Origin of the sequence: Muricoprocola aceti (assembly GCF_025567005.1) — a bacterium.
GTDB lineage: Bacteria > Bacillota > Clostridia > Lachnospirales > Lachnospiraceae > Marvinbryantia > Marvinbryantia aceti.
In genome coordinates this window covers 26795-41262 of the sequence record NZ_JAOQKE010000001.1, presented here as the reverse complement: position 1 = coordinate 41262, position 14468 = coordinate 26795, and the positions used below count along the sequence as shown (strand labels likewise).

The following is a 14468-nucleotide window of genomic DNA, read 5'->3' as shown; positions in this document are numbered from 1 at the left end:
ACGCATTTACATTTCTTTCTAAATAACATAGTCCGTTTTCCCATCATTTTTCAGTTTTGTTTTTTAGTATAACACAAAAATTTGCTTCTGCTACAAAAAAAACCGCTAAAACACTGGATTTTAGCAGTTTTTCTTAAATGGAGCTGAGGGGAATCGAACCCCTGTCCGAAAGCCTATTCATCGTGGTATCTCCCATCACAGTCACTGTTTTAACATTCCCTCCATGGCACGCCCAGAGACAGGCTGGTCACTTCAGTAGCTTCATCAATTCTTTTATCTGTTCAAAGCTTCACAGACAAAGTGCCCCGCAAGTTTGATGCCGGGATCCTAAGCAGCGGGTTGCTCAGGGCCGACAGCAGCCATTAGGCTGCGTACGCTAAATTTTCGTCTGCGTTTATATTTAATTCCGGTTTACTATGTGGTCCCGGCCCACAGATGGCTGCCTCGATTGCAAAACCCCCGTCGAAACCAGTACAACCCCTGAATTCAGGTGTATGGGTTATGCAGATATTAGCGTAATTTATTCTAACGCATTCATTCATTTCCGTCAAGCCGGTTTCCGCATATTTTCTTGAAAAAACCTATAGTATTCAGTATAATGAAAATAACTATACCAAAAGGGGGTTGAGTTTTTATGAAGAGAAAGTATATGCTTTTACAGGCTTTTTTATTATCTGCTGCTCTTGGTTCTTCCACAGCAGCCGCTGTTCCTGAATCTGATGTAACAAAGGCTTACGATTCTGCAGTAGATCTTCAGGATCATCAGGACAGTATTGATGTTACAGTAAATGAAACTACCAATGTGCCAGATATCAAAGGCAATGCGACAAAAAACATTCATCTGCAGGCCAGCGGACTTCAGGATCTGAAGAATCTTAAAGTAGCTATCTCCATCGAGACAGATGATGGAACCAAAGAGCAGTACTATACGGACGGATATTTTTATGACAATGATTCCGGTGAGAATGTAAAGTATGCCATGAAACCGGAAGAGATGATTCAGCTTATGAACCAGTATGTCTATCTTAATCTGAATTCACAGTATCTGGATTCTCTGGATTATAATAACGCCAGCTATCTGTTCACTGCAACAGAAGGTTCTCTGGGTGAGTTTAAAGACAACGTTCTGGAAGGTGCACAGGACGAGCATCAGATTAACCTGGTGACGCTTCAGGGATATGTAAATACTGATGAGCAGGGACAGATTACGAAACGGAGGATTCAGACTGTTTACACGGTTCGCTCCGGTGAAGAGCCACAGACCTGCACTACAAACTCTGTGAGCACATTTACCAATCATAGTACTGCCATTACTGTTGATATGCCAGATTTATCTTCTTATAAAGAATCCAAGGCGACAGAACCGGTTGTAGAGATCACCGAAAAAAAAGCAACCATTTATGCTACGGCTGATCTGAATGTCCGGGCGCAGAACAATGTATCCGCCACAGTGCTTGGTGGTATTGCAGCAGGAAACGAGATTACGCAGACCGGTTATACCAGCGATGGCTGGATTCAGATCAGTTATCAGGGAGCCACAGCTTATGTATCTGCTGACTTTGTCAGCGACAAAAAGCCAGTGATTGTAAAATCCATGTCCGGTACTATGTATGCGACCACAGAAGTCTATGTCCGCAGTGCAGCCGGAACCGATGGCGCTATTCTTGGATCTCTGAGTACCGGCAGTACCGTCACTGTCAGCGGATATACGAATAACAACTGGATCCGAATCACTTACAATGGTCAGACTGGTTATGTATCCAGCGATTATTTAAGCTGGAACGCTCCGGTTACCGCTATGGGAGGAACTATGTATGTTACCAGTGCACAGGCGAATGTGCGTTCCTATTATTCGACCGATGCCAGTGTACTTGGCACTCTGAACTATGGGGATGATGTGAGTGTTACAGGATATACTCCAAATAACTGGATCCGTGTCAGTTATAAGGGATACACTGGTTATATTTACGGAGATCTTCTCTCCTGGACAGATCCATTGGATTACAGTGATTATGTACCTGGAAATGATCAGAACAATCAGCCATCCTCTGATTCTTCTAATCCGGCAGACAGCAGCTCGGTAAAACAGGTATTTGGAACCGTCATTTCCAGTGGAATGAGTACGATTACCATTTCCTGTAATAATGGCAAAATTCTAAATCTTGCAAAAGAAGACGGAGAAATCAACTGTCCAAATGGCATTTACAACGGATTATATGTATCTGTCGTATATTATCATGAGCCTGTCTACGGGGCAGATATTCTACAGTCCATGGATGCAATGTAAAACATAAGCCACCGGCTTTTTTACCTGCCGGTGGCTTTCTTACTTCTCTAATACAGATTTTTCACCTTAAATTCTTTTTCTGCTTCTCTTCTCTGATCTTTCTTGGCAATATCCTGTCTCTTATCGTAAAGCTTCTTGCCTCGCGCCAGGCCAATCTCTACTTTTACCAGACTTCCTTTAAAATAAACTTTCAACGGCACCAGCGTCATACCTTTTTCTTTGATCTTGCCCATCAGCTTATTAATCTCATACTTATGCATCAGCAGCTTTCTTGGTCGCAGAGGATCTTTATTGAAAATATTGCCCTTCTCATAAGGGCTGATATGCATGCCATAGATGATCACTTCTCCGTTTTCGATGCGGACAAATGCTTCTTTGATACTGCATTTTCCCATGCGAAGGGATTTTACTTCCGTGCCAGCCAGAGAAATCCCTGTCTCATAGGTATCATCTACAAAAAAATCATGATATGCTTTTTTGTTATTTGCAATGAGTTTGACTGTCTGTGCTCCCATCTCCTACTCTCCTATACAAAAATCTATGGTACGCATCTCTTTATCTGCATCCAGCACACGCACCTTTACCCGCTGTCCCATCTGATATACTTTTCCGGTTTCCACACCATACATCTCGTAAGTCTCTTCATTATAATAATAACGATCATCATAGAGATTGCTGACATGTACCATGCCTTCTACGGTGTTTGGCAATTCCACATAGAATCCATAGCTGTTCATACCGGAAATCACTCCTTCAAAGGTTTCTCCAATATGCCGCTCCATATATTCTACTTTCTTCATCTTATCTGCTTCCCGTTCAGCATCATCGGCACGGCGCTCAGTCTTGCTGGTCTGTTCTGCCACACTCGGAAGAATTTCTTCATAATGAGCGATTCGTTCTCCGTTCAGACGTCCTCGCAGATTTTCTTTGATAATACGATGAATCTGCAAGTCCGGATAGCGGCGGATCGGCGAAGTAAAATGGCAGTAATATTTTGCAGCCAGTCCAAAATGTCCCGTACAGTCCACCGTATAACGTGCCTGTTTCATGGACCGGAGTGTCAGTCGGCTAATCAGAGATTCTTCTGGAGAATCTTCAATTCTGGCTAAAAGTTTTTGTAACTCCTTTGGATGTACTTCATCCCGGATTCCTTTCATGCCATATCCAAAATTGGCAATAAACATGGCCAGCTGCTGAATCTTTTCCGGATCCGGTGACTCGTGGGTACGATACAGGAATGGCAGTTCCTGCCAGTAATAATCCTGCGCTACAGTCTCATTTGCCAGAAGCATGAAGTCTTCGATGATCTTGGTAGCCACATTTCGGTCATATGGTTTGATCTCTATTGGCTCTCCTTTTTCATTCAGCAAGATCTTACTCTCAGCAAAATTAAAATCAATGGAGCCACGCTTTTTACGATTCTCCCGAAGGACTGCTGCCAGTTTTTCCATCTCCTGAAACATCGGCACCAGCTCCTGATATTTTTCTATCTCTTCTTCATCATGATCTGTCAGAATCCTTGCTACACTGGTATAAGTCATTCTGCGATTGACACAGATCACGCTCTCCACAATCCGATGAGCTACTACCTCACCTTTTGCATTCACGTCCATCAGACAGCTCAGAGCCAGCCGGTCTACTCCCTGATTCAGAGAACACATACCATTGGAAAGTGTATGTGGCAGCATCGGTATCACCCGATCCACCAGATATACACTGGTTCCCCGCTTTAACGCTTCACGATCCAGTGCACTGTTCTCCTGTACATAATTCGTTACATCTGCAATGTGCACTCCAAGATGCCAGATCTGCTGCTCCTCATCCCAGGTTACCGATACTCCGTCATCCAAATCCTTGGCATCTTCCCCATCAATGGTCACAATAGTGAGATCCCGCAGATTCTCTCTGCCCTGACAGTCTGCCTCGCTGACTTCCTTAGCTACTCGTTCCGCCTGATTCAGCACTCGTTCCGGAAATTCCATTGGCAGCTCATGTCCATAGATCACAGATAGAATATCCGTTCCAGGATCATTCACGTGCCCAATGATCTTAATAACCTTTCCTTCTGGCTTCTTCGTACTGCTGCCATAGCTGGTCAGTTCCACCAGCACCTTATGTCCATCCACTGCTCCTTTAGACCTCTCGATGGGGATAAAGATGTCTTTGGAAAATTTCTGATTATCTGGTCTCACAAACCCGAAATTCTTACATTTTTCAAAAGTACCGACGATCTCTTTTAATTCATGGGTAATGACGCGGGTGATGATCCCTTCCTGCCTCTTTCCTGCTTTACCTGGCAAAATCTCTACTTCCACAGTATCATGATGGATTGCTCCATTGATATGGTCTTCAGAAATAAACAGATCTTCTTCTCTTCCTTCGATCTCTACAAAGCCAAATCCTCTGGCGTTACCAATAAACAATCCTGTGGATATGGCACGCTCTGCCTTCTTATACTTGCCCCGTTTGGTTAATTCTATCTTTCCTTCCCTCTGCAGTTCTTCCAGAATGGCCTCCAGTTCCGGCCGGTCCTCTTTGGCTACCTGCATTACAATGGCGATCTCCTTAATCTTCATCGGCACATAATGAGGATCACACATCAGGGAATATACTATTTCTTTTCTTTTTTCAAATTTATTATCCATATATCTCCTGTAATAAGGAAAAAGTATGTCTCGGGTTTTGTGTGAACGAAGATCACACAAAACACCTCACGGAACATACTCTGTGAATAGTAGCAAAAACACTCTTGTATTCTACAAGAGTGTCTTACCATTCAACGTCTAAAAGTTCAAATTCAATACAATCGCTAAAACAACAAATCCTATTGCCAGTGCCTTGGTAATCTTAACCAGTGCGCCTTCCATGGAACGACCCTTATTCTTGCCCCAGTATGTCTCGGACAGTCCGCCAATGGTTCCAAGTCCTGCAGATTTTCCCTCCTGCATTAATACGATAACCGATAAAGCGATACAATCAATAATAAAAATTATGGTAAGAATGATTCTAAGAACTCCCACTTCTCCACCTCCTATGTCAAACAAAATCAGTGTATCATAGCTACCCGCTTTTTTCAACTGATTTTTTATAAATGTTCCAGAATTCTCATCAGACGTGAATATTTCACTGTATTTTCTCCACGTACAGGCGGTCGCAGCTCCAGCACATCTGCTCCGGAAGCAACTGCCAGATCCACCAGGAATGCATCCAACACATATTCACCGTCTTTTATCACTATCGTTTTTTCTCCCTGTTCTTTCCAGGCACGAATCTCTTTCAGACACTGTGTTACGGTAATGTACTGTTCTGGATGAATCACTTTTTCCGTTTTCGTTTTCAGTGTCTCCATGCCAATCTCTGTCTTTTCATATCTTTTCTTCCATCTGTCCATCAGAATCTGGCACCTTGCTCCTGGTGTTTTTTCTTCTGGAATTCCTATACGCAAAATCGGATAACTTTGTGCCTGCACGCCTCCCAGATACTGATACAGTGGAATTCCAAGGTGCTTTGTGGCTGTTCTTGCCGCTGCACAGGATATTGCCCGAATCGCATACTTTCTCATTTGCATCTCCTGTACGCCTCCTGCTGACCGTTCCAGAATCTGGTCAACATGCTTCTGTGCCAGCAGGTTCTCACCAATGATTTTATCTGCAAGATTCCTATTGATAAACAGCGCCAGGCTCTCTGCCAGCTCTTCCAGATTATCTTCCGGACCTGGCAGTGATACTGCTCCTCTGCCGATTTCTCCATCTTCGCCAAGTACTTCTACTTCTATGGCAGGAAGTCCTCTTCCATCCAGTATACTTCTCCCCAGCACATCTGTAATCTGCTTATACTTAAACATAAAGCACAATACCTCCTTTGGAAGTATTGTGCCCTGTTTTCCTGTAACTTATCCCTGATACCCCATATCAAACAGGGTACGTGTATGTTCATCCAGCTTATCTTTCACACGGCACTCCAGCAGCATCTGCTGCAGCTTTTCTCCGTGTTCGAATGTAGTCCAGACATCCGAAGCTCTGACCAGTTCTTTTACTTTTTCCCGAAACTCGGTAAAGTCATCCATGTCCCGAAGCTCTCTGGCCATCTCACTGTCCGTTCCCATCTTCTTCAGTCCAAGACCTGCCGCATAGCTGTATTCCAATGCAGAAATCAGTGGTGCATCCCATCTGGACTTCAGCTTCAGCTGTACCGCATCTCTCGATAATTCGATGTTCATTATTTACGTACCAGCAGAGACTTTCCTGTCATCTCTTTTGGCTGCTCCATACCCATCAGTTCGATCAGCGTTGGAATGATATCTGCCAGGCATCCACCTTCACGCAGAGTATAAGCAGGATCTGCATTTACCAGAATAAATGGTACCGGATTTGTGGTATGTGCGGTGAATGGAGCGCCAGTCTCATAATCCACCAGCTGTTCTGCATTACCGTGATCAGCGCAGATAAACATCTGGCCGTCTGCTTCCTTGAGTGCCTCTACTGCCCTGCCTACACACTTGTCTACTGCTTCTACTGCTTTAATCGCAGCTTCCTGTACACCAGTATGACCAACCATATCCGGATTTGCAAAGTTGATGATGATTACATCATACTTGTCAGAGCGTATTGCTTCGCATAATTTATCACATACTTCAAATGCACTCATCTCCGGCTGAAGGTCATAAGTAGCAACTTTTGGAGATTTTACCAGAATACGGTCTTCTCCTTCGTTTGGTTCTTCTACACCACCATTGAAGAAGAATGTTACATGTGCATACTTCTCAGTCTCAGCAATTCTTGCCTGAGTCATGTGATGTGCTGCCAGATATTCTCCAAATGTATTGGTGATCTCTACCTTATGGAATGCTACCAGTTTATTTGGAATGGTTGCATCGTATTCGGTAAAGCATACATAAGTCACATCCAGTCTCTTTCCTCTGTTGAATCCATCAAACTCATCACAACAGAATGTTCTTGTGATCTCTCTTGCACGGTCAGGACGGAAATTGAAGAAGATAATAGAGTCCTTGTCCTGAATTCTTCCGTATGGTTTACCGTCCTTTTCCAGATATGCAGGAATCACAAACTCATCTGTCTTCTCATTGTCATAAGATTCCTGGATTGCTTTTACGATATTATCTGTAGCTACGCCTTCTCCTTTTACCAGTGCATTGTAAGCCAGCTCTACACGATCCCAGCGATTGTCACGGTCCATCGCATAATAACGTCCCATAACAGAAACCACTTCGCCGACACCGATCTCTTTCATTTTGGCTTCCAGCTGCTCTACATAACCCTTTCCTGATGCAGGAGGTGTATCACGTCCATCCAGGAAGCAGTGTACATATATCTTTTCTACGCCTTCTCTTTTTGCCAGTTCCAGCAGACCATAAATATGTGTAATGTGGCTGTGTACTCCACCATCAGATACCAGACCATACAGATGCAGTGCTGAATTGTTCTCTTTTGCGTTCTTGCATGCAGCCAGCAGAGCTTCATTCTTAAAGAAATCTCCATCTTCAATCTCTTTGGTAATTCTGGTCAGTTCCTGATATACAATACGGCCGGCCCCCATATTCAGATGTCCTACCTCAGAGTTACCCATCTGTCCTTCTGGAAGTCCTACTGCCAGACCACTGGCCTGTCCTTCTACAAATGGATAGTCTGCCATTAATTTATCCATCACCGGTGTATCTGCCAGTGCAACGGCATTGCCATCTTTTCTTTTATTTAATCCATAACCATCCAGGATCATTAATACGGTTGGTTTCTTGCTCATAATCATTCTCCTTTATGTTCACATTCCAATATGTTTCCAAAAGTATATTTTACAGGATTCTTCTCTTAATTGTCAATTAGTATACTCGAATTATTGCAGATATCTGCTTAATCATAGACATCGTCTTCAGTATCTTCACAGAATCATCAAAATTCTTTTCCAAGACTTCTTCTGTGATGACCACAATCTCTGCCAGATCATCATTCTTCCGTTTCTGGATGAACTGTTCAATGCTGACTCCGTTATTACCAAATACACTAGTAACTGCCGCCAGTACTCCCGGTCTGTCTTCTACTTTAATTCTCATAAAATATTTGCTGATAATATTTTCTCTGTTTTTCATAGGAATCTGCTTATAACAGGTACAGCCGATTCGTCCGGTGCAGCCAAAGTGCATATTCTTAATCACATCAAAAATATCTCCTACCACTGCACTGGCTGTCGGCAGTTCTCCGGCACCACGTCCATAAAACATCGTATCGCCTACCGCATCTCCCTTTACAAATACTGCATTAAAGGAATCATTCACAGAAGCAAGCGGATGTCTGCTGTCGATCAGCATCGGATAAACGCCTACCTCAATACCATCCTCTGTATTACGGGCTCTTCCCAGAAGCTTGATCCGGCATCCCACTTCCTTTGCATAGCGGATATCCCGTGCTGTAATCTTGGTAATGCCTTCTGTATAGACATCTTTGAATGTGACTCTGGAATGAAAACCGATAGAAGCCAGAATCGCCATTTTTCTTCCTGCATCCAGACCTTCTACATCGGCAGTAGGATCTGCCTCTGCATAGCCCAGATCAGTTGCCAGCTGAAGTGCTTCCTGGAACTCCATGCCTTCTTCTGCCATCTTGGTTAAAATAAAATTGGTCGTTCCATTTACAATACCAACGATCTCTTCAATGTAATTGCCTTGAAGTGCCTGCTTCAGCGGCTGGATGATTGGGATACCGCCAGCTACGGCAGCCTCAAATAAGAAGTCCTTATTTGCATCTTTTGCTGCATCCATCAGTGCATGGCCATCTGCTGCAATCAAATCCTTATTGGCGGTCACCACATTCTTTCCTGCATGCAGCGCATCCAGAATATAAGTACGAGCCGGTTCCATGCCACCCATGACTTCCACGATAATATCAATGGTATCATCAGAAATAATATCTTCCCAGTTATTCGTCAAAACAGATGGATCATCCACTCTGGAAGCCGCACGTTCCAGATTCCTCACCAGCACACGGCGAACCTCTACTTCAACTCCCAGCTTTGGCAGCATCTCCGGCTGCTGCTTCTTTAGCACCTTGTATACACCAGTTCCTACGGTGCCCAGGCCAAGTATTGCGATCTGTATCTTATTATCTTTCATGATTCCTCCTGTAAAATCCATTCGGTTAGTCTGTTATTCAGCTTAAAACAGAATCCGAAGCCTGTCAATAGCAGACTCCGGATTTCTTTTCGCCCTTTCTTACTTTTCTTTTTTCTTTTTTGCTTTTCCCAAGTATGCCGCTTTGATCTCTTCATTTGCTGCCAGTTCTTTTCCAGGTCCGGACATGGTAATTCGTCCTGTCTCCATAACGTAACCCAAATGAGCTGCATTTAATGCCATATTAGCATTCTGCTCAACCAGCAGTATTGTCACACCCTGTTTATTAATCTCTCGAATAATATCAAACACGCCCTGTACAATAATCGGCGCAAGGCCAAGGGATGGCTCATCCATCATGATCAGCTTTGGTTTACACATCAGCGCACGGGCAATGGCAAGCATCTGCTGTTCGCCTCCTGATAAGGTTCCGGCTGCCTGCCAGCTTCTTTCTTTCAGTCTCGGGAACAAATCATAAACCCAGTTCAAATCCTCTTCGATGTTGTCCTTTCGCATATAGGCTCCCATCTTCAGATTCTCCAGAACAGACAGGTTTACAAAGACACGGCGGCCTTCCGGTACCAGAGTGATTCCCTTTGTTACGATCGTCTCTGTTCCCATACCGATCAGATCCATATCCTGAAACTTAATACTTCCTGCTTTTGGCTTCTCCAGTCCTACAATCGAACGTAAAGTAGAGCTTTTTCCTGCACCGTTTGATCCAATCAGTGTAACAATCTGGCCTTCCGGCACATCAAAACTAATACCCCTTACCGCTTCAATTCCACCATATGCCACTTTCAGATCTTTTACTTCTAATATATTACTCATCTTCCTGTACCCCCAGATATGCACTGATAACCTTCGGATCATTCTGGATGACTTCCGGTGTTCCCTGAGCAATCAACTTACCAAAATCCAGTACATAGATACGGTCTGAGATGCTCATGACTAATTCCATATGATGTTCAATGACCAATACGGTCAGGTGAAATTCATTTTTGATCTTTAAGATAAATTCACTAAGCTCATCTGTTTCCTGCGGATTCATACCGGCAGCCGGTTCATCCAGAAGAAGGAGTTCCGGCTCTGTAGCCAGCGCACGGGCAATCTCCAGACGTCTCTGTTTTCCATAAGGAAGAGAACTTGCGATCTCATCCTTTTCATTTTCCAGCCCTACCATTCTCAGCAATTCCAGTGTCTTTTTCCGATTTTCCTGCTCTTCTTTTTTATTCAGGCAGAAAGTCGCTGAAAAAACATTTGCCTTAGAACGCATATGTCTGGCTATCAATACATTGTCAAATACAGTCAGACTCTTAAACAGTCGAATATTCTGGAAAGTACGGGCAATGCCCAGATTAGTAATCTGATCCGGTGTCTTTACGATAGTCTTATCATATCTGCCATCATTTTCGCCCAGATAGTTTTTCACCATCTTTCCCTGGGGATGGTTCTCCAGCATAACCTCGCCTTTGAACGAAATCTTTCCATTGGTCGGTGCATACACACCGGTGATCATATTAAATGCAGTGGTCTTTCCGGCACCATTTGGTCCGATCAATGCAACGATTTCGCCTCTGTTTACATCCAGTGACAGGTTATTTACTGCAACCACACCACCAAACTGCATGGTCATATTTTCTACATGAAGTACATTTTCAGCCATTATGATTCACCTCCTGCAGAAATTTTTTTCTTTTTTCGTTTAAAGAGTCCAAACAAACCGTTCCAGGAAAACTCATTCGTTCCCATAATACCACGTCTCCAAAACAGTACCACTACCATCAGAAGAATTGAATACACCACCATACGGAAACCTGGGTGGAACAACGGAATATGTACACCTGCAATCTTAAAGGTATCATCATCGAGGAAACGGAGCCATTCCTGTCCACCGTTAATCAGGAAAGAACCAATAACAGAACCGGTCACACTTCCGATACCACCAAGTACTACGATCAGCAGAATATTATAAGTCAGCATAACCTGGAATGTCTTCGTATCAATTGATCTCATATAGATTGCCAGCATGCCGCCTGCGATTCCTGTAAAGAAAGAAGAAATCACAAAGGACAGTTCTTTATGATGAAACAGGTTGATTCCCATAGCTTCTGCTGCAATATCATCTTCTCTGATCGCCTTAAATGCACGGCCATAAGAGGAATTGATCAGAAGCACCATAATTCCGATGCAAATAACGGCCAGTGCTACCGGCTGGAAAATATTCTTAAATCCAGGAATATTGTTCAGACCATAAGATCCATTGGTGATCTGATCCATCATTGGAGCTGCCAGAAAGGCACGGATAATTTCCGCAAAGCCGAGGGTAGCGATGGCAAGATAATCACTTTTCAGTCTCAGGATTGGGATACCAATCAAAGCTGCCGCTGCTGCTGCAAACAGTCCACCAATCAGCAATGCTACTACCATCGGCGCATGCAGATCATGCAGCCATCCGACAATTCCATTCATATAGTACACACTGTCACGCATCTCTACCGGGATAGTGAGAATCGCTGTCACATAGGCTCCGATCGCCATAAATCCAGCCTGTCCCAGAGAGAACAGTCCGGTAAATCCATTTAACAGGTTCATGGCCACCGCAACAACAGCATAAATTACAGAACGCTCAATGATCGAGATCGCATAAGAATGAGATGATGTATCTGACTGAAAGAAACATAACAGTCCAACTACCAGTGCGACCAGCAAAATATTTAATATGGTATTTCTTGTTTTCTTATTCATATGATCACACCCCTCTATACCTTATCTGTTGCAGCCTCACCGAATAATCCGGTCGGGCGTACAAGCAAAATAATAATCAGCAGTAAGAAGGTGAATGCATCTGAGAATGTGGAGTATCCCAAAGCAACCAGGAATGTTTCACAGATACCTATAATAAATCCACCGATTACTGCACCGGGAATGGAGCCGATTCCACCTAATACAGCGGCTACGAAGCACTTCAGTCCAGGAAGTGATCCTGAATATGGATATACCGTCATACGGTCAGTAAAATACAAAATCGCACCGATACCTGCCAGGAGACATCCAATGATAAATGTCATGGAAATCGTATTATCTACCTTGATTCCCATCAGTCTGGATGCTTCGGTATCCTTAGACACTGCTCTCATCGCCATACCAATCTTGGTATGATTGATCAGCTGCATTAACAAAACTACCAATACTACTGTTAGAACTGGTGTCAGCAAAGTAACCAGTGATGTAGTAATTCCTCCAAAAGTCAGGATCTTTTTCAGAAATGGAATCTCCGGATATGCTTTCGGAATAGCAGTAAATAAATAAGTAGCCAAATTCTCCAGCAGATAGCTGACACCAATTGCAGATATCATAATCGACATGCGCGGTGCACTTCTCAGTGGTTTATAAGCTGCTTTTTCAATGACTACTCCCAGAATTACCGTTCCGATCAATGCAACCGGAATAGCAATAAACCATGGAAAAGATGCCATTGCAAAAATCATAAAATAACCGGATATCATGAAAATATCACCATGCGCAAAGTTGATCAATCGCAGGATACCATATACCATTGTATACCCGATGGCGATCAGTGCATAGGCTCCTCCAAGGGAAATACCGGTGAGTAAATGCTGTGCAAACGTCGTAGCACTCATATTTGTTGCCTCCTAACATACAAAAGACGGGGCGAAGCATCTTTGTTTCGCCCCCTTCTTTCATTTTCTTTTATTTTCCAATTTATTCTGCTGTAACAGTTTTCAGGAATTTGAATGCACCATTTTCTACGATATCAATGTATGCAGTATCTTTTTCTGCATCACCATTTGCATCAAAGCTGATCTTACCTGTTACACCTTCTGTCTGAAGTGCTGCCAGTGCATCCTTGATTGCTTCTCCATCCAGTGAATTTGCAGATTCGATTGCATCCAACATTACATTGTAAGCATCGTACATCAGTGCACAGTTACCAACAATCGCATCGTCTCCACCATTCTTTTCAATACGGGAATCGTCTGCATTTAACCATTCTTTATAACCATTTACGAAATCTACTGTAATCTGGCTGGAAGTATCTGCTTCATCAAAGAATGTAGAGCAAACAACACCTTCCGCATTTTCCGCACCGGCATTTTCGATAATGGTTGAGTTATACCAGGTATCTCCTGCCATGAATGGAAGGTCTACACCAAGCTCTTTTGCCTGTTTCAGAAGCAGTGGCGCTGTAGTAATGGAGGATGGTGCGAATACCGCTTCTGCTCCAGATGCCTTTACCTCTGTCAGGATTGCCTTGAAATCAGACTGGTTTGTCTGGAACTGCTGTTCTGTTACGATTTCTCCGCCAAGTTCTGTGAACTTCTTGTTAAAGAATCCTGCCTGTCCCATGGAGTAATCATCACCGATCTGGTCAATCAGTGCTACCTTTGTGTATCCTTCATCCCATGCGTACTGTGCAAGAACACTACCCTGGAATGGATCCAAGAAACATACACGGAAATAATAATCACATGCACTGGTTACCTGTGGATTCGTACAGGAAGCACCGATTGCCGGAACCTTTGCTTCTGCAAATGTCGGTCCTGCTGCAATAGCACATCCTGAGCCATATGTACCAAGTACACCAGTTACCCCATCAGATACCAGCTTCTGTGCTGCAGTAACAGCTTCTGTCTTATCCGACTTATTATCTACCTTGTCAAGTTCTACTGTATACTCTACGCCATCTACAGTAACGGTTGGTCTTACTTCATTAGCATAATCAGCTGCCTGAGCTTCCTGTGTACCGCCACCACCATTCTCTCCTGTCAGTGGCTCAAAGATACCAATCTTGATTACGTTATCATCGGCTGCTGCCTGAGACACCATCATCATTGCCATTGAAATTGCTGCGACTGCTGTGAAAGCTTTTCTTTTCATAATTTTTCCCTTCCTTTTCCACCTGCCACCTTCAGGTCTATGAGTACGCCCTGAACATCATTGCAGGGTTGTGCTTTCTTGACGGACATTTGTTTGTTCATCAAGTACATGTTTGCATTATAGCATCCTGCTTTTGGAATTGCAAGCAAAAATAAGTTT

At 43.5% G+C, this 14468-nt stretch carries 13 protein-coding genes and 1 other RNA gene; 1 reads left to right on the top strand and 13 read right to left on the bottom strand.

The window, feature by feature from the left end; translation table 11 throughout:
* Positions 1–135: 135 nt before the first annotated feature.
* Positions 136–481, bottom strand: a transfer-messenger RNA (tmRNA) gene (gene ssrA / locus OCV47_RS00205).
* 153 nt (positions 482–634) lie between these two features.
* Between ssrA and OCV47_RS00200 the strand changes: the two genes are divergently transcribed.
* A complete protein-coding gene (locus OCV47_RS00200) occupies positions 635–2287 on the top strand; it encodes an SH3 domain-containing protein (RefSeq protein ID WP_262652946.1) in 1653 nt (550 codons plus the stop codon).
* 47 nt (positions 2288–2334) lie between these two features.
* On the opposite strand, the gene smpB is transcribed toward OCV47_RS00200, so the two are convergent.
* From smpB to OCV47_RS00140, 12 genes are all read right to left on the bottom strand, one after another.
* On the bottom strand, positions 2335–2802 hold the full coding sequence (smpB, locus tag OCV47_RS00195; RefSeq protein WP_256301486.1) for an SsrA-binding protein SmpB: 468 nt from the start codon (positions 2800–2802) through the stop codon (positions 2335–2337).
* Positions 2803–2805: 3 nt separating this feature from the next.
* Entirely contained in the window at positions 2806–4932 is a 2127-nt protein-coding gene (gene rnr, locus OCV47_RS00190; protein ID WP_262652945.1) for a ribonuclease R, read from the bottom strand.
* A gap of 138 nt (positions 4933–5070) precedes the next feature.
* Complete coding sequence (gene secG / locus OCV47_RS00185) at positions 5071–5307, bottom strand: preprotein translocase subunit SecG (RefSeq protein WP_117449286.1); 237 nt, start codon at positions 5305–5307, stop codon at positions 5071–5073.
* A 65-nt stretch (positions 5308–5372) separates the two neighbouring features.
* Positions 5373–6131: a hypothetical protein gene (locus OCV47_RS00180; RefSeq protein WP_262652943.1), complete on the bottom strand. Its 759-nt coding sequence runs from the start codon at positions 6129–6131 to the stop codon at positions 5373–5375.
* Between the two features lie 48 nt (positions 6132–6179).
* Complete coding sequence (locus tag OCV47_RS00175) at positions 6180–6506, bottom strand: DUF3837 family protein (protein ID WP_256301480.1); 327 nt, start codon at positions 6504–6506, stop codon at positions 6180–6182.
* Positions 6506–8047 (bottom strand): 2,3-bisphosphoglycerate-independent phosphoglycerate mutase, encoded by a 1542-nt coding sequence (gpmI, locus tag OCV47_RS00170; RefSeq protein ID WP_117449283.1) that lies wholly within the window; start codon positions 8045–8047, stop codon positions 6506–6508. The genes OCV47_RS00175 and gpmI overlap by 1 nt, the downstream gene beginning before the upstream one ends.
* Before the next feature lie 76 nt (positions 8048–8123).
* Positions 8124–9410, bottom strand: coding sequence for a homoserine dehydrogenase (locus tag OCV47_RS00165; RefSeq protein WP_256301476.1), 1287 nt, complete (start codon positions 9408–9410; stop codon positions 8124–8126).
* Between the two features lie 99 nt (positions 9411–9509).
* Positions 9510–10229: an ABC transporter ATP-binding protein gene (locus OCV47_RS00160; protein WP_262653435.1), complete on the bottom strand. Its 720-nt coding sequence runs from the start codon at positions 10227–10229 to the stop codon at positions 9510–9512.
* A 1-nt stretch (position 10230) separates the two neighbouring features.
* Positions 10231–11073, bottom strand: a complete 843-nt coding sequence (locus OCV47_RS00155) for an ABC transporter ATP-binding protein (protein WP_117449281.1) — start codon at positions 11071–11073, stop codon at positions 10231–10233.
* The gene (locus OCV47_RS00150; protein ID WP_262652938.1) at positions 11073–12155 is read right to left on the bottom strand and encodes a branched-chain amino acid ABC transporter permease; all 1083 of its coding nucleotides are present in this window, start codon (positions 12153–12155) and stop codon (positions 11073–11075) included. Before OCV47_RS00150 ends, OCV47_RS00155 begins: the two co-directional genes overlap by 1 nt.
* A 14-nt stretch (positions 12156–12169) precedes the next feature.
* Positions 12170–13051 carry a branched-chain amino acid ABC transporter permease gene (locus tag OCV47_RS00145; RefSeq protein ID WP_117449279.1) on the bottom strand — a complete coding sequence of 294 codons (882 nt, stop codon included), beginning with the start codon at positions 13049–13051 and terminating at the stop codon, positions 12170–12172.
* A gap of 82 nt (positions 13052–13133) precedes the next feature.
* Positions 13134–14309: an ABC transporter substrate-binding protein gene (locus OCV47_RS00140; RefSeq protein ID WP_262652937.1), complete on the bottom strand. Its 1176-nt coding sequence runs from the start codon at positions 14307–14309 to the stop codon at positions 13134–13136.
* Between the last annotated feature and the right edge of the window lie 159 nt (positions 14310–14468).